Annotated in this window: 24 protein-coding genes; 9 read left to right on the forward strand and 15 right to left on the reverse strand. The window is 60.3% G+C overall.

Features of this window, described 5'->3' with window-relative positions:
* Positions 1-45: 45 nt before the first annotated feature.
* The 4 genes from BMZ57_RS02085 to puuE all read right to left on the reverse strand — a co-directional run bounded on the left by BMZ57_RS02085 (position 46) and on the right by puuE (position 3,149).
* Positions 46-549 carry an ureidoglycolate lyase gene (locus tag BMZ57_RS02085; protein ID WP_010208834.1) on the reverse strand — a complete coding sequence of 168 codons (504 nt, stop codon included), beginning with the start codon at positions 547-549 and terminating at the stop codon, positions 46-48.
* Positions 550-673: 124 nt separating this feature from the next.
* Positions 674-1,669 carry an allantoicase gene (gene alc, locus BMZ57_RS02090; RefSeq protein ID WP_010208835.1) on the reverse strand — a complete coding sequence of 332 codons (996 nt, stop codon included), beginning with the start codon at positions 1,667-1,669 and terminating at the stop codon, positions 674-676.
* A 41-nt stretch (positions 1,670-1,710) separates the two neighbouring features.
* Entirely contained in the window at positions 1,711-2,226 is a 516-nt protein-coding gene (gene uraD, locus BMZ57_RS02095; protein WP_010208836.1) for a 2-oxo-4-hydroxy-4-carboxy-5-ureidoimidazoline decarboxylase, read from the reverse strand.
* Positions 2,223-3,149, reverse strand: a complete 927-nt coding sequence (gene puuE, locus BMZ57_RS02100; protein ID WP_010208837.1) for an allantoinase PuuE — start codon at positions 3,147-3,149, stop codon at positions 2,223-2,225. Before puuE ends, uraD begins: the two co-directional genes overlap by 4 nt.
* A gap of 396 nt (positions 3,150-3,545) precedes the next feature.
* Between puuE and uraH the strand changes: the two genes are divergently transcribed.
* Both uraH and BMZ57_RS02110 read left to right on the forward strand, forming a co-directional pair.
* Positions 3,546-3,899: a hydroxyisourate hydrolase gene (gene uraH / locus BMZ57_RS02105; RefSeq protein ID WP_010208838.1), complete on the forward strand. Its 354-nt coding sequence runs from the start codon at positions 3,546-3,548 to the stop codon at positions 3,897-3,899.
* Between the two features lie 154 nt (positions 3,900-4,053).
* A complete protein-coding gene (locus BMZ57_RS02110) occupies positions 4,054-9,288 on the forward strand; it encodes a dermonecrotic toxin domain-containing protein (protein ID WP_069672403.1) in 5,235 nt (1,744 codons plus the stop codon).
* Here BMZ57_RS02110 and BMZ57_RS02115 read toward each other — a convergent pair.
* The 3 genes from BMZ57_RS02115 to BMZ57_RS02125 all read right to left on the reverse strand — a co-directional run bounded on the left by BMZ57_RS02115 (position 9,275) and on the right by BMZ57_RS02125 (position 11,877).
* Complete coding sequence (locus BMZ57_RS02115) at positions 9,275-9,910, reverse strand: LysE family translocator (RefSeq protein ID WP_010208841.1); 636 nt, start codon at positions 9,908-9,910, stop codon at positions 9,275-9,277. The two genes, BMZ57_RS02110 and BMZ57_RS02115, sit on opposite strands and share 14 nt — an antisense overlap.
* A 13-nt stretch (positions 9,911-9,923) precedes the next feature.
* Positions 9,924-11,270, reverse strand: a complete 1,347-nt coding sequence (locus BMZ57_RS02120; RefSeq protein ID WP_021490805.1) for an NCS2 family permease — start codon at positions 11,268-11,270, stop codon at positions 9,924-9,926.
* 175 nt (positions 11,271-11,445) lie between these two features.
* Positions 11,446-11,877: a MarR family winged helix-turn-helix transcriptional regulator gene (locus tag BMZ57_RS02125; protein ID WP_010208844.1), complete on the reverse strand. Its 432-nt coding sequence runs from the start codon at positions 11,875-11,877 to the stop codon at positions 11,446-11,448.
* An 81-nt stretch (positions 11,878-11,958) separates the two neighbouring features.
* Between BMZ57_RS02125 and BMZ57_RS02130 the strand changes: the two genes are divergently transcribed.
* Both BMZ57_RS02130 and BMZ57_RS02135 read left to right on the forward strand, forming a co-directional pair.
* Complete coding sequence (locus tag BMZ57_RS02130) at positions 11,959-13,125, forward strand: aminotransferase-like domain-containing protein (RefSeq protein WP_069672404.1); 1,167 nt, start codon at positions 11,959-11,961, stop codon at positions 13,123-13,125.
* Positions 13,126-13,135: 10 nt separating this feature from the next.
* Complete coding sequence (locus BMZ57_RS02135) at positions 13,136-13,738, forward strand: glutathione S-transferase family protein (protein ID WP_021490803.1); 603 nt, start codon at positions 13,136-13,138, stop codon at positions 13,736-13,738.
* 104 nt (positions 13,739-13,842) lie between these two features.
* Here the strand turns inward: BMZ57_RS02135 and BMZ57_RS02140 are convergent, their stop codons facing one another.
* Entirely contained in the window at positions 13,843-14,739 is an 897-nt protein-coding gene (locus BMZ57_RS02140) for a LysR family transcriptional regulator (RefSeq protein ID WP_069672405.1), read from the reverse strand.
* 111 nt (positions 14,740-14,850) lie between these two features.
* Here BMZ57_RS02140 and BMZ57_RS02145 point away from each other — a divergent pair, with 111 nt between their 5' ends.
* Genes BMZ57_RS02145 through BMZ57_RS02155 form a run of 3 tightly spaced genes read left to right on the forward strand, consistent with a single transcriptional unit; the run spans position 14,851 to position 17,787 of the window.
* A complete protein-coding gene (locus BMZ57_RS02145; protein WP_016976366.1) occupies positions 14,851-16,143 on the forward strand; it encodes a CitMHS family transporter in 1,293 nt (430 codons plus the stop codon).
* A gap of 1 nt (position 16,144) precedes the next feature.
* On the forward strand, positions 16,145-17,470 hold the full coding sequence (locus BMZ57_RS02150) for an acyclic terpene utilization AtuA family protein (protein WP_021490802.1): 1,326 nt from the start codon (positions 16,145-16,147) through the stop codon (positions 17,468-17,470).
* Positions 17,467-17,787, forward strand: coding sequence for an AtuA-related protein (locus BMZ57_RS02155; RefSeq protein ID WP_010208852.1), 321 nt, complete (start codon positions 17,467-17,469; stop codon positions 17,785-17,787). The genes BMZ57_RS02150 and BMZ57_RS02155 overlap by 4 nt, the downstream gene beginning before the upstream one ends.
* 22 nt (positions 17,788-17,809) lie before the next feature.
* Here the strand turns inward: BMZ57_RS02155 and BMZ57_RS02160 are convergent, their stop codons facing one another.
* The 5 genes from BMZ57_RS02160 to BMZ57_RS02180 all read right to left on the reverse strand — a co-directional run bounded on the left by BMZ57_RS02160 (position 17,810) and on the right by BMZ57_RS02180 (position 20,593).
* Positions 17,810-18,181, reverse strand: coding sequence for a glutathione S-transferase N-terminal domain-containing protein (locus BMZ57_RS02160; protein ID WP_010208853.1), 372 nt, complete (start codon positions 18,179-18,181; stop codon positions 17,810-17,812).
* 101 nt (positions 18,182-18,282) lie between these two features.
* Positions 18,283-18,828: a GTP cyclohydrolase I FolE gene (gene folE / locus BMZ57_RS02165; RefSeq protein ID WP_003236739.1), complete on the reverse strand. Its 546-nt coding sequence runs from the start codon at positions 18,826-18,828 to the stop codon at positions 18,283-18,285.
* Positions 18,829-18,906: 78 nt separating this feature from the next.
* A complete protein-coding gene (locus tag BMZ57_RS02170) occupies positions 18,907-19,464 on the reverse strand; it encodes a Smr/MutS family protein (protein WP_042571845.1) in 558 nt (185 codons plus the stop codon).
* Positions 19,465-19,539: 75 nt separating this feature from the next.
* A complete protein-coding gene (locus BMZ57_RS02175) occupies positions 19,540-19,860 on the reverse strand; it encodes a hypothetical protein (RefSeq protein ID WP_010208859.1) in 321 nt (106 codons plus the stop codon).
* 142 nt (positions 19,861-20,002) lie between these two features.
* Positions 20,003-20,593, reverse strand: a complete 591-nt coding sequence (locus BMZ57_RS02180) for a cysteine hydrolase family protein (protein ID WP_010208860.1) — start codon at positions 20,591-20,593, stop codon at positions 20,003-20,005.
* A gap of 239 nt (positions 20,594-20,832) precedes the next feature.
* Between BMZ57_RS02180 and prmB the strand changes: the two genes are divergently transcribed.
* A complete protein-coding gene (prmB, locus tag BMZ57_RS02185; RefSeq protein WP_069672406.1) occupies positions 20,833-21,744 on the forward strand; it encodes a 50S ribosomal protein L3 N(5)-glutamine methyltransferase in 912 nt (303 codons plus the stop codon).
* A 127-nt stretch (positions 21,745-21,871) separates the two neighbouring features.
* Here the strand turns inward: prmB and BMZ57_RS02190 are convergent, their stop codons facing one another.
* Complete coding sequence (locus BMZ57_RS02190) at positions 21,872-22,678, reverse strand: hypothetical protein (protein ID WP_069672407.1); 807 nt, start codon at positions 22,676-22,678, stop codon at positions 21,872-21,874.
* Between the two features lie 99 nt (positions 22,679-22,777).
* Positions 22,778-23,740, reverse strand: coding sequence for an alpha/beta hydrolase (locus BMZ57_RS02195; protein WP_069672408.1), 963 nt, complete (start codon positions 23,738-23,740; stop codon positions 22,778-22,780).
* Positions 23,741-23,883: 143 nt separating this feature from the next.
* Between BMZ57_RS02195 and aroC the strand changes: the two genes are divergently transcribed.
* Complete coding sequence (gene aroC / locus BMZ57_RS02200) at positions 23,884-24,975, forward strand: chorismate synthase (RefSeq protein ID WP_010208866.1); 1,092 nt, start codon at positions 23,884-23,886, stop codon at positions 24,973-24,975.
* Positions 24,976-25,031 lie beyond the last annotated feature (56 nt).

Genomic DNA, 25,031 nt, shown 5'->3' on the forward strand with positions numbered 1-25,031 from the left:
TACCTCTCGCCTGTCACCCTTGTTGTCGGGTGATCAGACCTTCTCTTATTGGTGGGGGGCGAGGATCAACCGCTCATCCTCTTTGAAAAAATGCTCATCGCAGTTATTGCCTGTGCCACTGCGATCAACCACCAGGAAGTCATCCCGCTTTTCGATCGTCAGCACCGGGTGGTGCCAGACGCCGCGATGGTAATTAATGCCCTGCCTGCCGTTGGTGACGAAGGCGCGGACCAAGCCCGATACAGGTTCATCGCCAAGTGGCGCGACCACGATCAGAAAGGGGTTGCCGAGCAGCGGAATGAAAGCCTGGCTGCCCAGCGGGTGTCGTTCCAGCATGCACACAGTCAGCGGCATGTCCTGCGCGTCGGCGCGGAAGATGCTGATGATGGCGTGGTCTTCCGGCTGTGCGGTTTCGACCGTGGCCAATTTGTGAAAGCGCATGGTCGACCCGTTGTTGATCATGAAGTGATCGCTGCCGTCGGTTTCGATAACGTCTCCGAAAGGCGCGAAGGCTTCTTTGGTCAGGGGTTCGATCATCAGTGTGCGCATGGCTGTCTTCTTAAGTTTCCGAATTTGATGTTGTCTGGTCTACCGCTATCGCGGGCAAGCCCGGCTCCCACATTTGACCGCGTACCCCTGTGAGAGCCGGGCTAGCCCGCGATTGGGTTCACCCTTATTTCGCTACCTTGCCCAAGACGCGCAGGCGGCTCACACCACCATCCGGGAACACATTCAGGCGGATGTGGGTAATCGGCCCCAGCGCCTTGATCTGCTCGGCGAAGGTGTGTTCGGCGTGCATTTCCAGTTTCTGCGCCGGCAGCAATTCGCGCCAGAACAACGATTGGGTTTCGATCTGGCTGTCGGTGCCGCCCTTCACGAAGGCGCCCTGGATCGAGCACGTGTCCGGGTAGTTGCCCTTGAAGTGCAGGGTATCGACGATGATCTTCTCGATCTCGCCCGGGTGGCCCAGGGCGACGATCACCCAGTCATTGCCTGGCGTGCGACGACGTGCGGTTTCCCAGCCGTCACCCATGTTGATGCCACGGCCTGGGTTGAGGATGTTGCTCATGCGGCCGAAGTGTTCATCGGAGCAGGCCAGGGCGCGACCGCCGTTGAGTGCGGCAGCCAGGTCGACCTGTTCGTTGTCGCCCACCGAGGACCAGTCGCGGAACGGCACGCCGTACACGCGCAGACGGGCCACGCCGCCATCCGGGTAGATGTTGAAACGCAGGTGGCTGAACGCCTGGTCGTTGTTGATCTCGTGGTAGTGGTGGCTGTTGCCTTGCAACTCGACGGCGGACAGCACTTCCACCCACTGGGTGTTGTCATCCGGCTCGCCCGAAGCCAGGAAGCAGGCTTCCAGGGAGGCCGACGGCGGGAAGTTGCCGGTGAAGAATGAAGTGTCGATGTCCACGCCCTTGATCGAACCGGGTACACCCAGGCGGATCACTGCGCTGTCGTAGCCTTCGAAGCGCTTGCGGCGCGACTCCCAGCCGTCCATCCACTTGCCGTTGTCATCGAAAACGCCCTCCTTCCACACGGCCGGGGTCGGCTGGAACAGGCGGTTGGCGTCGGCGAACCAGTCATCGGTGACGGAGATGATCTTGGTGCCCAGGCGGGCGTCGGCCAGGTTGACGAACTTTTCGAAAGGTACGGCGTAAGCTTTCATTCTTCTTGTCTGCCTTAAAAAGAGTGGCTGGGGATGGTCGTTTAGAGGGTCAGTAATCGGAACAACGCGATCTTGTTGATCTCGGCCAGTGCGCATTTGAACTCAGCGTCCGCCGAGTGGTGGATGCGCGTTTCGAACGCGGCCAGGATCTGATGTCGGTTGCTGCCTTTTACCGCCATGATGAAGGGAAACTTGAACTTGGCCTTGTAGGCATCGTTCAGCTCGGTGAAGCGTGAGAACTCTTCGGCCGTGCATTGGTGAATACCGGCGCCAGCTTGCTCATTCGTGCTGGCTTCGGTCAGTTGGCCCTGGACGGCGGCTTTGCCGGCCAGGTCCGGGTGAGCGTTGATCAGCGCCAGTTGACTGGCATGATCAGCGCTCAACAGGATGTCGCTCATGCGCTGGTGCAGGGTTTCGATCTGGTCGATCGATGCGTCCTGGCCCAGCGCGAAGGCCTTTTCGGCCACCCATGGCGAATGTTCGTAGATGTCGGCGAAGGCGTTGACGAATTCATCGCGGCTCAGGGTCGACGGCTTAAGGGTTTGGAACGCAGTCATTTCGCTGCTCCCGTGTACGGATGGGTTTCCTGCCAGTGACGGGCGATATCGACGCGGCGAGTGAACCACACGTGTTCGTGACCTTTGGCGTACTCGATAAACCGCTTCAACGACGCCAGGCGTGCCGGACGGCCGATCAGGCGGCAATGCAGGCCGATGGAAAGCATCTTCGGCGCCTCGGCGCCTTCGGCGTAGAGCACGTCGAAGGCGTCCTTGAGGTATTCGAAGAAGTCATCGCCCTTGTTGAAACCCTGCACCTGGGTGAAGCGCATGTCATTGGTGTCCAGGGTGTAGGGAATCACCAGGTGCGGCTTGCCGGTGGGGTTGTTGGGCTCCCAGTAGGGCAGGTCGTCGTCGTAGGTGTCGCAGTCGTAGAGGAAACCGCCTTCCTCCATCACCAAACGCCGGGTGTTGGGGCCGGTGCGGCCGGTGTACCAGCCCAGTGGGCGTTCGCCAGTCAGTTCGGTGAGGATGCGGATCGCTTCGAGCATGTGCTCGCGCTCCTGGGCCTCGTCCATGTACTGGTAGTCGATCCAGCGGTAGCCGTGGCTGCAGATTTCGTGGCCGGCCTCGACCATCGCGCGGATCACATCCGGGTGACGCTGGGCAGCCATGGCCACGGCGAAGATGGTCAGTGGGATATCGAATGCTTTAAACAGCTTGAGGATGCGCCACACGCCGGCACGGCTGCCGTATTCGTACAGCGACTCCATGCTCATGTTGCGTGCGCCTTGCAGCGGCTGGGCCGAGACCATTTCCGAAAGGAAGGCTTCGGACTCTTTGTCTCCGTGCAGGATGTTGCGCTCGCCACCTTCTTCGTAGTTGAGTACGAAAGACAGCGCAATGCGCGCCTTGCCCGGCCAGTGGGGGTGAGGAGGGTTACTGCCGTAACCGATCAGGTCGCGTGGGTAGTCAGCGCTCACTGCAGTCTTCCTTCTTGTTCGTCGTGTTAGCGATGAGTGATTGTATACAACCTATTGTCCACTTTGTAAGCCTAGATTTCTGCATTTTTTCCGCGGGCCACTGGAATAAACACCTGCAAGAAACTTGCCCAACCGGTCAGCTAACCTGGCAAAAATTCCTTGCGGGAGCGAGTGTGCCCGTGAAAAACCTGAGAGCGTCAACTTTCAGCCTGAACGCCAGGGTTTTTGTTGACGATTTTCGCGAGCGCGCTCGCTTCCAAAGGGGAGCGATGGCGTGTTGAATTTATTGTGTACAATTTTATTTAAAAGTGTCTTAATCAGTCACTGCCGGCTTTTTCGCTGCTCTGAAAAAGTGCGGATCACTCTTCTACTGACTACGGGAGGCGCGTAGACGCCATGGGACGTTTGACCACACACGTTTTGGACGCCGCACACGGTTGCCCCGGCAGCGCGATCAAGGTGGAGCTGTACCGCGTCGAAGGCGCACAGCTGGAGCGGGTAGCCACCGCGGTGACCAACAGCGACGGCCGCTGCGACGCACCATTGTTGCAAGGTGATGATTACCGCAGTGGGGTGTACCAGCTGCAATTCAGCGCGGGTGATTATTACCGCGCCCGTGGTGTGCAACTGCCAGAGCCTGCCTTCCTCGACGTGGTGGTGCTGCGTTTCGGCATCAGCGCCGAACAGGATCACTATCATGTCCCGCTGCTGATTTCGCCTTACAGCTACTCCACCTATCGCGGTAGCTGAGCGTCACCTCGCTTCACACCCCCAAAGCTCTTCGTTGGTTTCGCCCGCGCACACTGCGGGCTTTTTTTTGCCCGTTGCACGGCTAACTATCTAGTGCCGTGGGGCGGTTGGTGATGTTTAGGCTGGGCGTTTTCCTCCTCGATAAGAAAGCATCATGACATTGCCCACGGATCACCCGAGCGCTGCGCCCTCTTTCGATCCCGACGATCCCCATGCGTTACAGTCTATTCGGGAGCCATTGATGCGGCGGATCGCCGCCGCCACCCGCCCCAGCCGTCTGATCAATCAGATCGCGCTTGCCGACTCGCGGTGTAAAGAGTCGACGCATGAACTTGCTCGCCTGATAGGGCGTTCGCCCAAAATCCTGGCGGTCATTCGCGCCCAGTTGCGCAAAGCGTTCGCAATGGAACCGGATAGCCTGTTGTTTACCGAGTCCAGGCCACCGGGCATACCCCACAAAGTCGACAGCCTGACCGACCGGGCGTTGTCGTTACTGGCCCTGCCCACGGTGGTGACCAACGTCAATCAATTCACTGCATTGAGTGTCAGGGGCGATCCGAACAAGCAGTTACCGTACACGCCGCAGGAGGTTTTGCAGCGTGTTATAGCGCTGAGGCTCTTTGAGCGACTGGATCACGCGGCCTCGCGCTATTGGAACACCCTGGTGCCTGGATCCTGGCTCACACGTCGCGAGCGTTGGGTCGAGTTGCAAAAGGCGCTCTTCGCCGACCGTGCCTTCATGGCGTTGCAGTTGGAGGAGTTGACGAGTGCGGGCATGGCCATGGTGCAAGCTCTGATCGATGCTCCGGCCGCAGCAGCGCGTGAGCGCGCCGGTGGGGAGTGGGCCAGCGTGAAAGTGAGCCAATTGATGTGGCCGGGTACTCCTGCCGTCGCGATTCCCGGTGCGTTGTATCTTTACCGGGAGGGCAATTCCAGCGACGCGTCACATGTGGTTTATCTACCGGGGGCGGTTCGGAATTTTTACGAGGCCGCGTCCTTCAATGCCCTGCAGTGCGACCTGCTGGCGTTGAACGAGTCCCTGTTCCATGAGCTCTGGGATTGCTTGCCGATCAGTCGCCGTAAGGCGTTGCACCGGCCGGCAGATATATCGCCAGCGGCTGGTTTTATTTGTGGCTTGGAGGTGATGGACGATGCACTGGAGCAGGGCGCCCAGGCGTTACTGGCCGGGCAATGGAACAACGAGCTGGGATGTGCGGTAAAGGTTCATTTTGCGCACGTGTTTTCTGACCAGAAACCCGCACCTCAACCCCTGAACGCAGCGCTGTTTCTTACGCATGCGCAGTGTGCCCGAAAGCAATTGGCCGGTGGCGCTCGGCTCGGCTCCATGGGCGATCACTTGCTCAGGTGGGACCAGCAACGACGCGCTGAAGAAATAGTCTTCGCCAGTTCAGCGCCGGGTTTGGCCCTGCTCACCGAGGAACAGCAGGTCAAGCGCTATGAAAAACGTCTGCTCGCACTGCTCAACCTGGATGACATCAGCGCAGAAACGCCAGCCTATCTGGAGATCATGTCCCTGATGGGGCAACTCAGCGTGCATGCCTTTGTGCTGAATACGGCGATGCAAAACGCAAGGTCCCGGCTGCTCGAGCTGGCTTTCTGGGCGGAGCGTCCTGACGGAGCAGGTAGAGCCCGACGGGTTAATCGTTTTATGCAGGCCCAGACCGAATCCTTGCGGTGTGAGGTTCAGTTGCTACACCGACTCAAGTTGATCGGTACGGCCCATCGAGATTTGGTGATTGAAGTGGTAGCGCAGCCCTCGGCAACCCGATCCGCGGACACTGATACCCGGGTGTTGTCGATTGCGGTGGGCAGCGAGCCGGACGCCTTCTACCCGCTTCATAACGTCTGGGTGATAACGACGGCGGCTGCGATGAGGGTCCCGACCCGCCAGCATCCGGTGGTGTTGTACGCGTTTGGAGTGGAGGGTGGGGTAAAGGCGTTTTCCTGTGTGGACGCATTGACCCGGAGCCTAAAGGCCAGCTTGAGCAGCCTTGACGGCTCGGTGCTGTGGGGCGCTGTCGAGCGTGATAAACGCCGCGACCTGCGTGCCCATGCGGCGCGGGCAACACTCGCTGTTCGCTACCTTGAGATCAAGGGCAAGCCAGCGCTGGCCGCACTGAAAAAATTGCTCGGTTGTTACCATCGCCTGGAGACAAGCACCGAGGACATTACACGCATTTTCAGTGAGGTAAAGGGCCCCGAGTTGAGTCGTGCGCTATTGAGGGGCGAGCTGGAGGAGCAGCTGAAAATCCCCGTCAATAATGCCCTGAGCCAGGCTTGGGCGAATGTCGAGCTACTGCGCAAAACCGTGTCTGAGGCGAAGAAACTGCCCACGTGGCTGGCATATGCCACGCGCGCCCAGCGTAAAAAATTCATGCACTTGCAGCGTCTGTACCTGAGCAGTACCTATGCCTTCGAAAACCGGCTTGAGTACGTGCTGCCTGACCTGTATACGTTCGCCCGTCGCACCTTGAAGACTCGCTTGAGTCAGGATGGTATCTCCCCGCAGTGGGATATCGATGCGCCCTTTATTGATATGCCTGATGGCGTATACGGCAGCTTTTGTGTCGGCTCAGCCACGTGCACGGTGGGCGATCGCAACATAAGACTGACCCCGACCGCTGAGCGGACAACGTTCAGTCTGCTGCAACTGGCACTGCACAACCTGGACCCGCTGGCCCCCTGGACGAAGTGGCGACTCAATCGTGCCCGTTACCTAAAGCCTGACTGGCAGCAGCGGCTCAATGCGGGTTACCTGATCAGTCTGGTGTCCTCACTGGATATCGGCGGCCAGTACGATGCGTTGATCAATGAGGTGTTTTATCCACGCGTTGACGCTCACGGAAGGCCCGGCGAAGGGCGTATTCCCGAGCTATTGAATCGTGCCTTGCGCACCGGCTTTGAGCATCATCTTTTCTCGGCCGCTCAGCGGGGGCTGTCGGCTACCGCACAGCGTGTATTCAACACGGCAATGGCGGCAAGAACACCGCAAGATCTGTTGAAAAACCAGCACCAGTTGCAGTTGTACGTGATTCAATTGGTGGGGCACACGATGCTGCATGATCGCTATATCGCGGGGATTGTGCTGGTGCACGACGAGACTTCCGGGGTGTGCGTGGTCTATTGGCCCGAGGCGGCGCAAAACCTGATACTCACCGAGTACGGCAGCCTGCAACGGGCCCACGATGAACTCAACCGTATCGGTGCATTGCCGGACAACGCCAAGGCGCTGGCGCGACAGGTCGCCCCCGGTTGGGCAATTGATCCAATAACCCATCATCCGGATGGCATCACCTTCAGTTTGCTGGACCGATTACCTGGTTTTTTCATGGTGAAGGGGGTTTGGCAGGGGCTTGAATTTGTACGCTCATTTAGCATCAAGCACCTGGAGCCCACACCGATACCGGACCTGATTGAAGCTCAAGTCCTCGAGCAGATTGCCTGTGATCCACAGCACTGGCTGGCGGTTGTCCCAACCTCTCACAGCCATGCCCAGGCCTTGCTGTACCGCGCCAGCGTGCTTGAACTGCAACGCCGGACCCAGGCCGCCAGTGATTCCGGCAAGACGCTGCAGGAATATCGAGCTCGCCGCCTGGGTGAGCAGAGCGATGCCACCCGGCGTAGGTTGGTAGGTTTTTTTTCTCCGCTCTACGGGATGTTCAATGAAGCCTATGAGTTGTTGCTGGTCGCGCGGCGTTTTCATCGTTTTGGTGATGCTCACGATGCCGTCGATGTGGGTTTTATGAGCGTGTTTTTGGCGATCGACCTGTTTTCGAACTTCATACCCGGCCCGAGGAAGGCGGGCAGTGCCGTACCCCGTATTGCACGGCCAACACTGAGCGCCGTGTTGGGTCGGATACATCGCTTGCGCATGGCCGAAAACAGTGGGCCTTCGCGCTTTGCGCCACCCGCGGTGACTCAGCTCAAAGCGCTGGAGCGTTTCAAGGTCAAAGGCGTACCTGAGGGAGCCGTAGCGCTCAAAGGTGCCAGCGAGCGTGGTGTCTACGTGAAAAATGGCGAGTGTTTCGTGGAGGATGGCACCCACCAGTTTCCGCTTTACCGGCGCGGCAGCGAGCAGTGGTTGCGTCTGAAAAACCGGCAGTCACCGGGTCAAGACGAACTGATTCTGACTATCCACCAGCCCAGGGAATGGTTACTGAGCGCGGATGCGCCGCAACCGATGGCGGGGCCGAGTTCGGGCAGTCTCAACCCGTGGCGTCCACCCACGCCGCCGCCGCCCGATTGGCGCCCACCGACTGTGCGCGGGGCAACGGAAGACGCCATTCGTCAGTCAATGACGACGTCTGAGCATTGGTTGAATTGGCGTACCCAACCTCCGGGCACGCAGATGAGTTCCCCGGCGCCAGGGATATTTCATAACGCGTTGGATGCTCGGGGATTTCCGCACAATCTGCTGCAGATGGCGCCCCCTGATGCCGGCGTGCTTGATCTGTGGAGTGGTTATTACAGGCTGCTCCCGCAAGGTGACCAGGCGCCCTTGGATGGCATCGTGTTTATCCACCGCAATGAGCCGCTGGTTTCACTGGCGACCCTGAGCCTTGAACGCTGGGCAAGCTCGGAGTTACACGAGCAGCCCTTTCCGGTGTCACGTAATCCTGCGGGTCACTGGCAGGTTCATAAACGCTTGTTCGATAGGCCTTTGTCGCAGTCTGTAGGCACAGCGTTCCCGACCCTTACCGCCAAAAGCCGAGAGTTTGCCGTGACAAGGATTATTGAATTGTCAGGCCCGGAGCGTCCCGCGACGGCCAGCCACATGCTCAATGTCAGGGCGACGCTGGACAATTGGTTGCCCGCGGCCCCCGCGAGGCCGGGTCAGACGGATGATTTGCTGAGAATGCTGCGGGCCACCGAGAGGGGAAGAACATCGATATTCATTAGTCTGGAAGACAAGGCCCCAGGCTTCACTCGTGTCGATTTTCGGATCCACAATTTGGACCCGGCGCTTCGCCCCCGGGGCGGCAGGCAGACGGAGCAGCGGGGTATTGCAATGCGTCAGGCTGTCACGCGGGAGTTGCAGCAGCAGGGCTTCGATGTGCAGCAGGTTCAGGTAAGACGTTCGAATGTACTTGTACATGACCTGATCGCGACTCATCCCCTTTCCAGTTCGAACGAGGTTTACTACCTATCAACCCATTGGACTTACGCAGGTACGATAAGGTTGAACACACGGCTGACGAATGAATGGTTCAAAAAAACCTTCATCGACCATCCTCATCTGCTTCCGTTGGCAAGCGTCAAGCGTGCCATGAGGGAAAACCGTCTGATCAGGATTGTTGCAGGCATTCAATGGAGTACTGAGGGCATGAGTCAACCCAGCGTTTATTTTGCCAAAGTCAGCCCGTCCTGACCTTGATCAGCGCCATCACCCCCGCGCCGCCGAATAGCCCCGCACTGACACGGTTGAACCAGCTCTGGCCGTTGCCGCTGCGCAGATAGCGCGCAGCGCCCTGGGCGCCAAGGCCGTAGGCCAATTTGCAGAGCAGATCGAGCATGGCCCAGGTGGCGATCATGACCAACAGTTGTGAGAGGAACGGTTGCTCGCGGTTGAGAAACTGCGGCAGGAAAGCAGCAAAGAACAGGATGTCCTTGGGGTTACTGGCGCCCAGTACAAAGGCGCGGCCAAACAAGGCGCGAAAACGCGGTGTGGCGATGGCCTGGGGGACCACCGCACCCTGGGAGGGTTGGCGCGATTGCTGCCAACTCTGCCAGGCGAGGTAGAACAGGTAGAGCGCGCCGACGATCTTCAGTGCGCTGAACACTTGTTCTGAGGCCAGCAGCAACGCGCCCAGGCCAAGTGCCGAGGCGCTCAACAGACAGATTGAGGCAAACACGCCGCCAAGAAACGCCGGGTACGAGCGACGCAGACCATAGTTGAGACTGTTGCTGATCATCAACAGGGACAGTGGCCCCGGGATCAGGATCACGATCAATGCCGCGCCGCTGAACAGCAGCCAGGTTTCCAGGGTCATGCGTCACTCCTTTTTATAGAAATACGAACTTGGCGATGAAAATCGCGCACAGCACCCACAGGCTTACGGAAATGTCGCGGTACTTGCCGGTGCCCGCCTTCAGCGCCACATAGGTGATAAAGCCCAGGGCGATGCCGTCGGCGACCGAAAACGTCAGCGGCATCATAATCGCCGTGACGATCGCCGGAATGCTGTCGGTGGCTTCGTCCCAGTTGATATGCGCCATGCTCGCCATCATCAGCATCGCCACATAAATCAGCGCGCCGGCCGTGGCATAGGCTGGGATCATGCCGGCCAGCGGCGCGAAAAACATCGCGGCCACAAACAGGATACCGACGGTCACGGCGGTCAACCCGGTGCGGCCACCGGCGGCCACACCCGCGGCACTTTCCACATAGCTGGTCACCGGCGGCACGCCAACCATGGCGCCGAACACACTGGAAGCGCTGTCGGCTTTCAGTGCGCGGGAGAGGTTATCGATCTTGCCATCGGCATTGACCAAGCCGGCCCGTTGCGCGACGCCCATCAGTGTACCTGCGGTATCAAACATGTGTACAAAAAGAAATGCAAATACAACGCTAATCATGCTGACATTGAACACACCTTTAATGTCCATCGCCATCCACGTCGGCGCCAGGCTCGGTGGGGTGGAGATCATACCGTTGTAGTGCACCAAACCCAGGCCCCAGCCGGCCAGGGTCACAGCAATGATGCTGATCAGGATCGCGCCGAACACGCGGTGGTAGCTGAGGATGGCGATGAGCAGAAAGCACACGGCCGCCAGCAGCGGCGCGGGTTCATGCAGCGAACCGAGCTTGATCAGCGTGGCCGGGCTCTCGACGATAATCCCGGCGGTTTTCAGGCCGATCACCCCGAGGAACAAGCCCACCCCGGCGCCCATGGCGTGGCGCAGGCTGACGGGAATGCTGTTGAGCAGCCATTCACGCACCCGCGAGAGCGTCAGGCCCATGAACAACACGCCGGAGATAAACACCGCGCCCAGCGCGGTTTCCCAGGTGTAGCCCATGGTGCCGACCACGGTGTAGGTGAAGAACGCGTTCAAACCCATGCCCGGCGCCAGGCCCACCGGCCAGTTGGCGTACAGGCCCATCAGCAGGCAACCCAGCGCGGCGGCAATGCAGGTGGCAACGAACGCCGCGCCGTGGTCAATGCCGGCGTCGGCCATGATATTGGGGTTGACGAAGATGATGTAGGCCATGGTGATGAAGGTGGTAAGGCCGGCGATCAGCTCGGTCCTCACTGTGGTGCCATGCAAGCGCAGTTTGAACAGGCGTTCCAGCCAGCCGTTCTGTGAGGGGGCAAGGTCGAGCGTCGGGGCTTCGGATTTGCGGCTATCCACAGCGAGTACTCCTCAAGAGTTTTATTGTTATTTCCAGCGCCGGTCACGGATGGGCCGCAGCGCTTTGAGGTACTGGCGGGTTTTGTTGACCAATAGGTCAGGAACTCGCACGAAGCGAATTATGCTTTTGTATACAAATAAAGCAAATAATGTTTTCGAATAGCCGCGTGAAGGGCTAGCTCGCGCTCAATGCCTGGTTGACGGCCAGCCATCCCGTCACCGCTTCTTCGCCCGCTTCACTGAACGCGCGTTGCAACAGTTTCACCTGTTCACGACGCAGAGAGTGCTCGAAACGCGAGCCTTCCTCAGTCAATTCCAGCAGGCGTTTGCGCTTGTCGGTCTCGGACGCAACGCTGTTCACCAAGTGCATTTCCTGCAACTGGCGCAATGGAATGTTCAGCGCCTGCTTGCTCACGCCGAGCAATTCCAGCAGTTCCTTCACGCTCAAGGCTGGGTAACGCGCGATAAAAAACACAATGCGCTGATGCACCCGGCTCAGACCACGGCGCTCAAGCATTTCGTCGGCCTTGGCGGTAAACGCCTGGTAGCCGAAGAAGAACGCTTCCATGGCTTCTTGCTGGGCGGTGGGGTTTTTAAGGTCAAGCATATTGACGTATCCGTCTAAGTCGTCGTAATTTCGGTCAATCAGTTTGACGTATTTCCCACAGGCTTCGCTACCGGTGACCTTATGGCCTTCTCTGAACGTGTTACGCGCCTCAAAAGCTCCTTGATCCGTGAAATCCTCGCGGCAGCCCAGCGCCCGGAAGTGATGTCGTTCGCCGGTGGCCTCCCGGCCGAAGCCATGCTGCCCGCGCTGGACTGGGATGACATGCCCCTCAACATCGGCCAATACGGCATGAGCGAAGGCGAGCCCCAATTGCGTGAACTGCTCGCCGCCGAAGCCCGCGCACTCGGCGTGCCGTGCCAGGCCAGCCAAGTGCTGGTGGTCAGCGGTTCCCAGCAAGCCCTGGACCTGGCGGCCAAGCTGTACATCGATAAAGGCACCCAGGTTCTGTTGGAAGGCCCGACCTACCTGGCCGCGTTGCAGATCTTCCAATTGTTCGGCGCCGATTGCCTCACGGTACAACTGGAGGCCGACGGCCCAAACCTGAGCGCGCTGCGCGCCAGCCTCGAACGCCATCGTCCGGCATTCATCTACCTGATCCCGACGTTCCAGAACCCTTCGGCGGTGCGTTACAGCGAAGCCAAGCGCGAAGCTGTCGCCGCATTGCTCGATGAATTCGGTGTCACGCTCATCGAAGACGAGCCCTACCGTGAACTGACCTTCGATGGCGGCAGTGCCAAACCCATCGTCGGGCGCCTGAAAAAGGCCAGTTGGATCTACACCGGCACCGTGTCCAAGACCCTGTTGCCAGGCCTGCGTGTCGGCTACCTGATCGCCAGCCCGGACCTGTTTGCGCACCTGCTCAAACTCAAGCAATCGGCCGACCTGCACACCAATCGTGTCGGCCAATGGCAGGCGATGCAGTGGATCGGCAGCGAAAAATACCAGCAGCACCTGGTGGAACTGCGCGGTTTTTATCGCGAACGCCGCGATGCGTTCCAGGCTGCGCTACAGCGTCATTTTGCCGATCTGGCCGACTGGCAAGTGCCCCAAGGTGGATTATTCTTCTGGCTGACCTTGAAACAACCACTCGACACCCGCACCTTGTTGGCGCCAGCGTTGGAACAGGACGTCGCGTTCATGCCCGGTGAACCGTTCTTTTCCGAACCGGACCAACACCCTGGTTCGCTGCGGCTCAATTTCAGCCATATCGACCCGGCCCGCCTCGACGAAGGTCTCAAGCGCCTGGCCGCCGTGGTCCGGCAAGCACAGCACGCGCAAGCGGCATAAGGGGAGCCCCATGTACAAGGTTTATGGCGATTACAAATCGGGCAACTGCTACAAGATCAAATTGATGCTCAGCCTGCTGGGCATCCCGTATCAATGGGTGGATGTGGACATCCTCAAGGGTGACACCCAGACCGCCGAATTCCTGGCGAAGAACCCCAACGGCAAGATCCCGGTGCTGGAACTGGAAGACGGCACTTGCCTGTGGGAGTCCAACGCGATCCTCAACTTCCTGGCCGATGGCAGTGAGTTTCTGCCGTCCGAGCCGCGCCTGCGCACCCAAGTGCTGCAGTGGCAGTTCTTCGAGCAGTACAGCCATGAGCCGTACATTGCGGTAGCGCGGTTTATCCAGTTTTACCTGGGGCTTCCCCAGGAGCGTCTGGAGGAATACAAGAAGCTGCACAAGGGCGGTTACAAAGCGCTGAAGGTCATGGAGCGCCAGTTGCAGTTGACGCCGTACCTGGTGGGCGATCAGTTCTCCATCGCCGACGTGGCCTTGTATGCCTACACCCATGTGGCCCATCAAGGTGGTTTTGACCTGGACGCCTATCCGGGTGTGCAGGCGTGGATGGCGCGGGTAGCCAGCCATCCGAAGTATGTGCCGATGCTGGACTGATAACGGGGTCGAAATGTGGGAGCGCGCTTGCTCGCGAATGCAGTGTGTCAGTCACTGATGATTCGACTGACGCACCGCATTCGCGAGCAAGCCCGCTCCCACATTTAGCTCAAGGGTGTGTCAGGTAGTTCGTCGTGCAGCAGATCGAAGCAGCGTTGCGCTGCGGGGCTCAGCCCCATCCCGCTCCGACTGATCAAGCCGATTTCCCGGTTCACGCCGGGATGCTCGATGTTGATGCGCTTCAATCCCTCCAGGCTGTCCGCCGCCGATTCCGGCAGAACACTGATCCCCAGCCCCTGGCGCACCAGCGCCAACACCGTCGACATGTAGTTGGCCTCCATGCCTGCGTTCAGGGTCAGTCGTGTCTGGTCAAACAACGCATCCACCTGCTCGCGCACACTGCTGTCGCGACCGGTGAGGATGATCGGCTGGTCCGCCAACTGCTCCAGGGTCAGTTGGGGAAAGCGGGTGAGGGGATGATCCAGCGGTACAAACGCGCACAAGCGATCATTCAGCACCGGCACGAATTCCAGGCCATGACTGAGCCGTGCGCGCACGCCGATACCAAAATCCACCTCGCCGGAACGCACTTGAGCGTGAATGCGATGGGCCACCAGATCATGCAGGCGCACCTCGATCCCGGCAAAGCGTTCGCGAAACAAGCGTAGAACCGGCGGCAAAGCGCCGGCACATACCGAAGGCAGCGCGGCGATTGTGACCACGCCTCGACGCAGGGCGGCCAGGTCGCGGGAGCCGGTGACGATGTTGTCCAGGTCCAGCAGCAGTTTTTCCATGGGGCCGCGCGCGTCCTGGCCGGCGGCGGTGATGCTGACATGGCGCGGGCTGCGGTCGAGCAGGGCGACGCCGAGCCAATCCTCCAGTTGTTGCACCTGCACGGTCAGTGCAGAAGGCGACAGATGCATCTCATTGGCTGCCTTGGTGAAACTGCCCGTGCGGGCCACCGCCAGAAACGCTTGAATGTGTTGGATACTGTTCTTCATTTTGTTTTTCCGAACACTAGCTGGTGAATATTGCAATTTACAAAGACTAACCCGCTTCCAATACTCCGGGTAAAACAATAACCGGCTATCAAGGCCGCTCTGGAGTAACCCATGCTCGCTACCCTGGGTGTCATTACCATCCTGTGCCTGCTCGCTGCCGTCATGAGCAAACGCCTCTCGCCCCTGGTGGCCCTGATCGCACTGCCGATCATCGCCGCGTTGCTCGGCGGGTTCGGCCTGCAAACCAGCGCTTTCATCATCACCGGTATCAAGAACGTCGCCCCTGTCGTGGGCATGTTTGTGTTCGCGATCCTGTTTTTCGGGATCATGACCGATGCCGGCATGCTCGACCCCATCATCGATCGCATCCTGCGCACGGTAGGGACGCGTCCTACACGCATTGTCGTGGGTACCGCGACCCTGGCGTTGCTGGTGCACCTGGACGGCTCCGGCGCAGTGACTTTTCTGGTGACGGTGCCGGCGATGCTGCCGCTCTATACACGGCTGGGCATCGATAAACGCATCCTTGCCTGTGTCTGCGCGATGGCGGCCGGGGTCAACTTCTTGCCGTGGACCGGTCCGGTGTTGCGTTCGTCGGCCGCCCTGCACGTGCCGGTGGCAGACCTGTTCCAACCGCTGATCCCGGTGCAGATCGTCGGCCTGATCTTCGTTTTCGCCTGTGCCTGGTGGCTGGGCCGTCGCGAAGAAAAACGCCTGGGCCTCGGCGCCGGCTCCACTGTGGATGCAGTGCCCCAGCGAGTACTCAGTGACGACGATATCAAGCTGCGTCGCCCGCGCCTGTTCTGGGTCAACCTGATCCTGACCGTGCTGGTGATGGTGGTGATGATTGCCGGCTGGGTCGACCCGGTGGTGATGTTCATGCTCGGCACCGTGGTGGCGCTGTGCATCAACTACCCGAACGTCGACGCCCAGCGCGCCCGCATCGATGCCCATGCCAAGACCGCCCTGACCATGGCCAGCATCCTGCTCGCCGCCGGGGTGTTCACCGGCATCATGCAGGGCACCGGCATGCTCAAGGCGATTGCCGAAGTGGCGGTGGCGCAGATTCCCGCCGGCCACGGCAAGTTGATTCCTGCGGTGGTGGGTTTCATTTCCATGCCGTTGAGCATGTTGTTCGACCCCGATTCCTACTATTTCGGCGTGATGCCGGTGATCGCCGAAGTCGGCAAAGCCTTGGGCGTCGACCCCCTGCAAGTGGCCCAGGCCTCGTTGCTCGGTGTGCACACCACCGGCTTCCCCGTCAGCCCGCTGACGCCCGCGACCTTCCTGTTGGTGGGCCTGTGCAAGATCGAACTGGCCGATCACCAGCGCTTCACCATTCCGTTTCTGTTCGCCGCGTCGGTGTTGATGACCCTGACGGCGTTGCTCCTGGGAGTTATTTGAGATGAAAACCTTGCGCATCGGCTCCGGCGCCGGCTATTCCGGCGACCGTATCGAACCTGCCGTGGAACTGGCCGAGCAGGGCGACCTGGATTACCTCGTGTTCGAGTGCCTGGCCGAAAGAACGATTGCCTTGGCGCAACAGGCGCGGATCAACGATCCAGACGGTGGCTACGATCCGCTGCTGAGTGAACGCATGCGCCGCGTGCTGCCCTTTGTTGGCGAAAAGGACGGCCGCCGTCGCTTGCGGGTGATCACTAATATGGGCGCGGCCAATCCGGTGTCGGCCGCCAGTGAGGTGCGTCGAATAGCTAAGGAACTGAGCCTTGATCTGAAGGTGGTTGCGGTCGTCGGCGATGATGTGTTGAAGGCGTTGCGGCCCGAGTGTTTGCTGGATAACGGCCAGACCGTCGAGTCCCTTGGCGAGCGGCTGATTTCCGCGAATGCCTATTTGGGCGTCGACGGCATTCTGCAGGCGCTGCGCGCGGATGCGGACGTGGTAATCACCGGGCGCGTGGCTGACCCTTCGCTGTTCCTGGCACCGCAGATGTTTGAATTCGGTTGGGCCGCGGACGATTGGCAGCGCCTGGGGCGTGGCACGTTGGTGGGGCATTTGCTTGAATGCGCCGGGCAAGTCAGCGGTGGCTATTTTGCAGACCCTGGCTTCAAGGATGTGGAGGACCTGGCGCGCCTGGGTTTCCCCCTGGCCGAGATTGACGCAGAGGGTGAAGCCTTGATTACCAAGGTGGCCGGATCCGGCGGGCGGGTCAGCGGCGCAACCTGCACTGAGCAGCTTATCTATGAAGTGCATGACCCGGCGGCGTACCTCACGCCTGACGTGACGGCCGATTTCTCTCGAGTGGGCTTTGTTGAGGAAAGTACTGATCGCGTGCGTGCCCAAGGTGCGGACGGCCGTGCACGCCCCGAAAAGTTGAAGGTCAGCGTCGGCTATCTGGACGGTTGGATTGGTGAGGGGCAGATGTCCTACGGCGGCCCCGGTGCTGTCGCACGGGCGCAGCTGGCGCGGGATGTCGTCCTCAAGCGGCTTGAGTTAATGGGCGTGAAGATGCAGGACGTGCGTGCCGAACTGATCGGCATGGACTCGCTCCACGGCCCACGCAGCACGGTCGAGCCCTGGGAAGTACGCCTGCGCGTGGCAGCGCGCTGTGACGATCGCGGCGAGGCGGTGCGGGTGGGCAATGAAGTGGAAACCCTTTACACCAACGGCCCGTCGGGCGGCGGCGGCGCGAGCAAAAGCGTACGTCAGGTGGTGGCGGTGGCGTCGTTGTTGCTACCGCGCGATAAGGTCAATCCGAGGATCGAAGCATGAAATTGCACACGCTGGCCCATTCCCGTACTGGGGATAAGGGCGATACGTCGAATATCTCGATCATTGCCTACCGTGCCGAGGATTACCCACTGCTGTGCGAACAGTTGACGGCCGAGCGCGTGGCCGAGTTTTTCGCGGGGTTGCGGGAGCCTGGGGCGGCGCCTGTGCGGCGCTATGAATTGCCGAACGTGCAGGCCCTGAACTTCGTACTGCCGGGCATCCTGCGCGGTGGGGTCACCCGTTCGCTGGCGCTGGATGCCCATGGCAAGTGCCTGGGCTCGGCGTTACTCGATCTTGATTTGGCAAGACTGAACTAAATGTGGAAGCGGCGTAAGCCTGTCAGACCGCAGCGAAGCGCTTGTCCAGATAATCAATGATCACCTTGGAGTCATACATCCAGGTGGTCTGGCCATTCTCTTCGATACGCAGGCACGGCACCTTGATCTTGCCACCTTGCTCTAGCAGGGTCTGGCGGGCCTGTTCGTTGTTCTTCGCATCTTTCAGCGCGACGGGCACATTCAGGCGGTGCAAGGTGCGGCGGGTCTTCACACAGAACGGGCAGGCGTGGAACTGATACAGGGTCAGTTCCTTGGCCGCTGCGTTCACCTGTGCCTGTTGCTCGGCGGAACGCTGTTTTTTGCGAGGGCGGGTAAGAAAGTCGCCCGCGATGATGACGTGGCCGAGGCCCACTCGAAGTGCTTTGACGAACATGGCTGAAACCTCTTGCCCATGAAGAAGGGGCCGCAGCTTACCTCAATTTTGCGGGCGAAAAAAAACCGGCGATGAACGCCGGCTTTTTCGTACTCAGCCTGTTACTTGATCAGGCTGAGGAATTCGCTGCGGGTGGCCGCGTTTTCGCGGAATTCACCCAGCATCACCGACGTGATCATCGACGAATTCTGTTTCTCCACACCGCGCATCATCATGCACATGTGCTTGGCTTCGATCACCACGGCCACGCCCAGGGCACCGGTCACTTGCAACACGGCATCGGCGATCTGGCGGCTAAGGTTTTCCTGGATCTGCAGGCGGCGGGCATACATGTCGACAATCCGCGCAACCTTTGACAGGCCCAGCACCTTGCCGCTTGGGATATAGGCTACGTGCGCCTTGCCGATGAACGGCAGCAGGTGGTGTTCGCACAGCGAGTACAACTCGATGTCCTTGACCAGCACCATTTCGCTGTTGTCAGAGCTGAACAAGGCACCGTTGGTGACTTCTTCCAGTGTCTGCTCATAACCGCGGCAGAGGTACTGCATCGCCTTGGCGGCACGCTTTGGCGTGTCGAGCAGGCCCTCGCGGGAAACGTCCTCGCCGAGTTGGCCGAGGATCGCCGTGTAATTCTGTTCCAGGGACATGAAACTACCTGTGGGATTTTCGCAAAGCGCAAGGTTACGGTGACGGGCACATCGCTGCAAGCCTGACGATGGCACTTGTTACTCGTCGCGCCCTTCCATCATGGTGCGTTTGAGCATGACATACACTGCCCCCGCGCCGCCGTGGCGGGCTTGGCATGAGGTAAAGCCGAGCACCTGGGCATGCTGGCGCAGCCAGGTGTTGACGTGGCTTTTGATCATCGGCCGCTTGCCGTCCAGCCGCACGGCCTTGCCGTGGGTGACGCGTACACAGCGGATTTCGAATCGGGTGGCTTCGGCGAGGAAGGCCCACAGGGTTTCCCGGGCTTTCTCCACGCTCATGCCATGCAGGTCGAGGCTGCCTTCGAACGGGATCTGGGCGGCCTTGAGCTTGCGCATCTGGCTTTCCTGCACGCCATCACGGGCCCACATCAGCTCATCTTCGGGGCCGACATCGATGACGAACTGGTCCGACAGGCCATCCACGGTGGTGGCCTCGGTGCGCACAGTCGCGGCCTGGCGCAGTTTGGCGATCTGCGCCCGGTCGGCCTTGGGTTTGCCGGTGTCGGCGCGGTCGTGCTTGATCGGCTTGACGCCGCGCAGCTCGTTTTTGAACAGGGAAAAATCGTCGTCTTGCATGTTGGCCTCCGCGAAGGGCGGGCAGTTTACCTAAATCGCGGCGGCCAGGGCGCAGGAAACGCTATCCAAGCGCCATCAGTCGTGCTTTTTCATCAGGTGTGAAGCGATATTCAGCGACAACGGCTGACGCATTTTCCGACGGCTGCGTCGCCATAACCATACGCCCAACCACAGCACCAACAGCCCGATCGCCAACAGAATCGCCGAGCCACCTGGGCTGGCATTCAGCTCGCCGAGCGCGGGCGAGTGACCAAACAGACCCGCGCCACCAGCGCCGGCCAACAGCAAACCAACTATCGCCAGCAGCGCGGCAATGCCGGCCACCAGGCGCAGACGCCAGTTGCTCGGGCCCTTGGGGCGCAAGCGACGAGCATCAAAACCATCGGATATCTTCATTCCGACCTTTCCTCCAGGGTATCGGCCCTTCGACCGGACAATACACAGGTTGTTCCGGGGGGAGGGGTAAATGCGCCAAATGAAAGGGCTTTGCGGATGAGCGGGGCAATAAACATTGCCGCGCCGCTCATCAGAAGGTCGATCAGATCAGATCTTTGGTCAACGCCAGGGTGGCGAAGTTGTCGGCCATGATGGCCATTTCAGTCTGCTGCACGTGTTCGGCGCTGAGGATGCCGCCTTTGTAAGGCAGGTCGCGGGTCGCGCAGGCGTCTTCCACCAGGGTGCAGCGAAAGCCCAGGTTCTTGGCCGCGCGCACCGTGGTGCTGACGCTGGAGTGGCTCATGAAGCCGCAAACGATCAAGTCCAGGGAACCGAGGTCCTGCAAGTGTTTTTCCAGGCCTGTGCCGTGAAAGGCGCTGGGCAGCAGCTTGCCGATGATGGTTTCGTCGCCTTCAGGCTCAAGGCCGGGAATGAATTCGCCGCGCTCACCCTGCGGGTCGAACAGGCCGCCAACGGTGCCTAGGTGACGGACATGCACGATCGGCCGCCCGGCGTTGCGTGCGGCTGACACAAGTTGCTTGATGTTGCCGACAGCCGCGTCCATGCCCGAGAGGGCGAGGGGGCCGCTGAGGTATTCCTTCTGGGCGTCGATGATCACGAGGGTCGCATGGCTGAGGTTCGCCGCTGCGTAACCACGACCGCTGAGTTGAAACATCGTCTTTGGAACGGACATTCTGGGGCTCCTGTGAGGGGGGCTTTTGCGACATTGTCCACTGGCTGAGCGGTTCTGTGAATCGCTACCATCGTAAGGTACGCCGTTGTTGGCGTGCAGCCATGTCAAGAGGTGGGCCTGTTTACCACAATGATGGCAATTTGGATGAAATCCGACGGATGGCGACGGGTTTCCGTACATCGTCGGTACAGGTGAAGGCTGTTAGAATCGCCAGTCGTTTTTTCCAGGAGCTTGCCCCCGTGACCACTTCTTCCCGCCTGCGCACCTTGCGCGACCATATCCGTTGGGCTGTCAGCCGTTTCCATGGGGAAGACCTGTATTTTGGTCATGGCACCGACAATGCCTGGGACGATGCCCGGCAACTGGTGCTCGGCGCGTTGCACTTGCCGTGGGAAATCGCCGACAGCTACCTCGACTGCAACCTGGAAGAAGAGGAAATTGCCCACCTGCAACGCTTGCTGCACCGCCGCATCCACGAACGCGTGCCGACGCCTTATCTGATTGGGGAGGCCTGGTTCTGCGGCATGTCGTTTATCGTCGATGAGCGCGTGCTGATCCCGCGCTCACCGATTGGCGAACTGATCGAAAACCGCTTCGAACCCTGGTTGGCCCAGCCACCGGCACGCATCCTCGACCTGTGCGCCGGCTCCGGTTGCATCGGCATTGCCTGCGCTTATGAGTTCCAGGACGCCGAAGTGGTGCTGGGGGATTTGTCCTTCGAAGCCTTGGAAGTGGCCAACCAGAACATCGAGCGCCATGGTGTCGACGAGCGTGTCTACACCGTGCAGGGTGACGGTTTTGACGGCCTGCCGGGCCAGCGCTTTGACTTGATCGTGTCCAACCCGCCGTATGTGGATGCCGAAGACTTCGCCGACATGCCCGACGAATACCAGCACGAACCGGAACTGGGCCTGGCGTGTGGCGACGATGGCCTGAACCTGGTGCGGCGCATGCTGGCCGAAGCGGCGGACCACCTGACCGAGAAGGGCCTGCTGATTGTTGAAGTGGGCAACAGCCAGGTGCACGTCGAGGCGCTGTACCCGGAAGTGGATTTTGCCTGGCTTGATTTCCAGCGCGGTGGGCATGGGGTGTTTATGTTGACGGCGGAGCAGTGCCGCCAGCATCAGGCAGTATTTGCCGCCAAGGTTTAACGGTAGGAACGCGGTCAGTGTGGGCGCTGGCTTGCCTGCGATAGCGGTGTATCAGTAGCAGATGTGGGAGCTGACCTACTGCTATCGCAGGCAAGCCAGCTCCCACATTTGATTGCGTTTGCGCCCACTAACGGTGCGTCGCAATCCAGATCAACAACCCGGCCTGAAACACCGTAAACGCCACCAGGCAAGTGATGGTAAAGCGCAACCCGCTGTCCTCGCGCTTGAACTTGATCACCTTTTCCTCTTCCTTGCGCAGCTTCACTTCCTGTTCCGCCAGGTTCTGCTCGGCTTGTTGCAGCATCTGCGCCGCTTCCAGAATCTCCACGAACTGCACTTTTTCCGTGTTCCAACTGTCCAGCACGTTGCTGACCTTGCCCGGCTGAACGTTACCTTTCAGGTGCTGCACATCGGCGTAGGCCACATCAAAGCCCTGGATGCGCAGGAAGTGATCGCGGCGCAGGCGGGTGGCTTCGTTCAGCGCATCTTTGTTGGCCAGATCGACGCCGTCGACGCGATAGTGCGACCACTTCTTTTTCGCCCACGCTGCGCCTTGGGCGACGAGGAAGCGGCCCAAGCCACGGTTGGCCGGCTCGATTTCCAGGCTGTTACCAGGGCCAAAGTGCACGCGATGCGTATCGTGGTCGACCCAGATATCCAGCTGATTCTGTTCACGGCGCACGCGTTGGCCGGGCAACTGGATGACCATGCGCAGCAGGCTACGGTGTTTGTCATGGCGCTCGGCATAGCCGAACTGCACGAACCGCAACGGCCGCACGCCCGTGGCGCGGTCGGTGGCCAGGGGCGCCAGGCGCAGCATCTTGAAATGCTCAGCCTGCACGTCCGCCCACGGCAGGGGCGCCACGTTGACGGCCTCGGTTTGTTCAGCCGGGGTGTCGGCGGTGGATTCCGGTATTGCTTCAGTGGTTGTCATGCGGCGCGATCCTGTCCAAGCCCAGCTAGCCGACAGTCTTTTTACTGTCGACTCTGGGCTTATCGGCCGTTTTCCCCAGGACTGGAGGCAAATTGTCGCTTAACGGGGTTGAAGTCCGTCGATAAAGCGCACTAGGCGGTTGCCTAGCTCGGCGGCGAGGGGCCGTTGCGGGTCGTTGTAGGAGGCCAATTGCTGCTTCACGTCGTTGGGCACGATACGCATCACGTGGTTCATGCCTTCGATCACTGCAAGCTGCGCGTCGGGCTTGGCCTTTTTCAGTTGCTGAGCGTCGCCCACGCCGACCTGAATATCGTGGGTGCCCTGGATGATCAGTGCCGGCATGTTCAACTTTGCAAAGGCCGCCGACGGATCGGCACGGAACAGGCTGATCAGATACGGCTGCACACTGGGTCGGAAAATGCCTTCCAGCGGGCCAGGCACATCCGCATCCACTTGGCCGGCCTTGAGGTGATCAAGAATTTGGTTGCTGCGCAGCAGCAGGGCAGGGGGCAGGTGATCGGCCAACTGTTGGCGGATGACTTGATCAACCGGGCGCGCGCTACCGGACAGCGAGACCACGCCCGCCGGGTCCAGTTGCGGCGCGGCGAGGGCGGCCACCAGCGCACCTTCGCTATGACCCAGCACAATCAGCGGGCCCAGGCGTTTGTCAGCCTTGAGCAGTTTGCCCCAGGCCACGGCGTCTGCGACGTAAGCGTCCAGGGTCAGGTTGCGTTCATCGGGGGTGGCCGCCAGGCTGGCCGCGACCCCGCGCTTGTCGTAGCGCACGCTGGCGATGTTATGTCGCGCCAGCACCCAGGCCAGGCGCTTGAGGCTGTCGTTGCGTGCGCCGTCGGCGCTGTTGCCGTTGCGGTCGGTGGGGCCGGAGCCGGCGATGATCAGCACCACCGGTACGGGTTCTTCGGATTTAGGCAGCAAAAGCGAACCAAACAGCTCGCCGCTGCCCGTGTCCAGGCTGATAGGCCGTTGCAGCACCACAGGGGAGGCGGCGAAGCCAAGGCTGGAAAACAGGGTGAGGGTCAAAAGCAGTACTCGCAGCATCATCGCGCCATCATGAGGAAGGTGCCGGTTGGACCAAGGTCTACCGCTAAGGTTTCGAGGATGAACTACTCGGTTAGCCTGCGTATACTGGCCGCCTTAAGTTATTACGGTTGACTTGATTCAACTGATTTCACGGAGCGCCCTGCATGTCCGGCAATACCTTCGGCAAGCTGTTCACTGTCACCACCGCGGGCGAAAGCCATGGCCCGGCGTTGGTCGCCATTGTCGACGGCTGCCCGCCCGGCCTCGAGCTGTCCCTGGAAGACCTGCAGCGTGACCTCGACCGCCGCAAGCCCGGCACCAGCCGCCACACCACCCAGCGCCAGGAGCCCGACGAAGTCGAAATCCTCTCCGGCGTATTCGAAGGCCGCACCACTGGCTGTGCCATCGGCCTGTTGATCCGCAACACCGACCAGAAGTCCAAGGACTACTCGGCGATCAAGGACCTGTTCCGTCCGGCCCACGCCGACTACACCTACCACCACAAATACGGCGAACGCGATTACCGTGGCGGCGGCCGCAGCTCGGCCCGCGAAACCGCGATGCGCGTGGCGGCAGGTGCCATTGCCAAGAAATACCTGGCCACCCAGGGCATCGTGATCCGCGGCTACATGAGCCAACTGGGCCCGATTGAAATCCCGTTCAAGACCTGGGACAGCGTGGACGACAACGCTTTCTTCAGCCCCGACCCGGACAAGGTGCCTGAATTGGAAGCCTATATGGACCAGTTGCGCCGCGACCAGGACTCCGTCGGTGCCAAGATCACCGTGGTCGCCGAAGGCGTGAAACCCGGTCTGGGCGAACCGATCTTCGACCGCCTCGACGCTGAACTGGCCCATGCGCTGATGAGCATCAACGCGGTGAAAGGCGTGGAAATTGGCGCCGGCTTTGCCTGTGTGTCCCAGCGCGGCACCGAACACCGCGACGAGCTGACCCCGGAAGGTTTCCTCAGCAACAACGCGGGCGGCATCTTGGGTGGTATTTCCTCCGGCCAGCCGATTGTGGCGCACCTGGCGCTCAAGGCGACGTCGAGCATCACCACGCCGGGCCGTTCGATCGATGTGCACGGCAACCCGGTGGACGTGATCACCAAGGGGCGCCACGATCCTTGCGTCGGCATCCGTGCTACGCCGATCGCTGAAGCAATGATGGCCATCGTGTTGATGGACCACCTGCTGCGCAACCGTGGGCAGAATGCCGATGTTCGTGTGAGTACACCGGTGCTGGGCCAGCTGTGACAACCTGCTGGAAAGAGCCAGCGTGCTGTGGTGAGCGAGCTGGCTCGCGCTGGGCG

The sequence above is a fragment of the Pseudomonas simiae genome (assembly GCF_900111895.1).
Taxonomy (GTDB): domain Bacteria; phylum Pseudomonadota; class Gammaproteobacteria; order Pseudomonadales; family Pseudomonadaceae; genus Aquipseudomonas; species Aquipseudomonas simiae.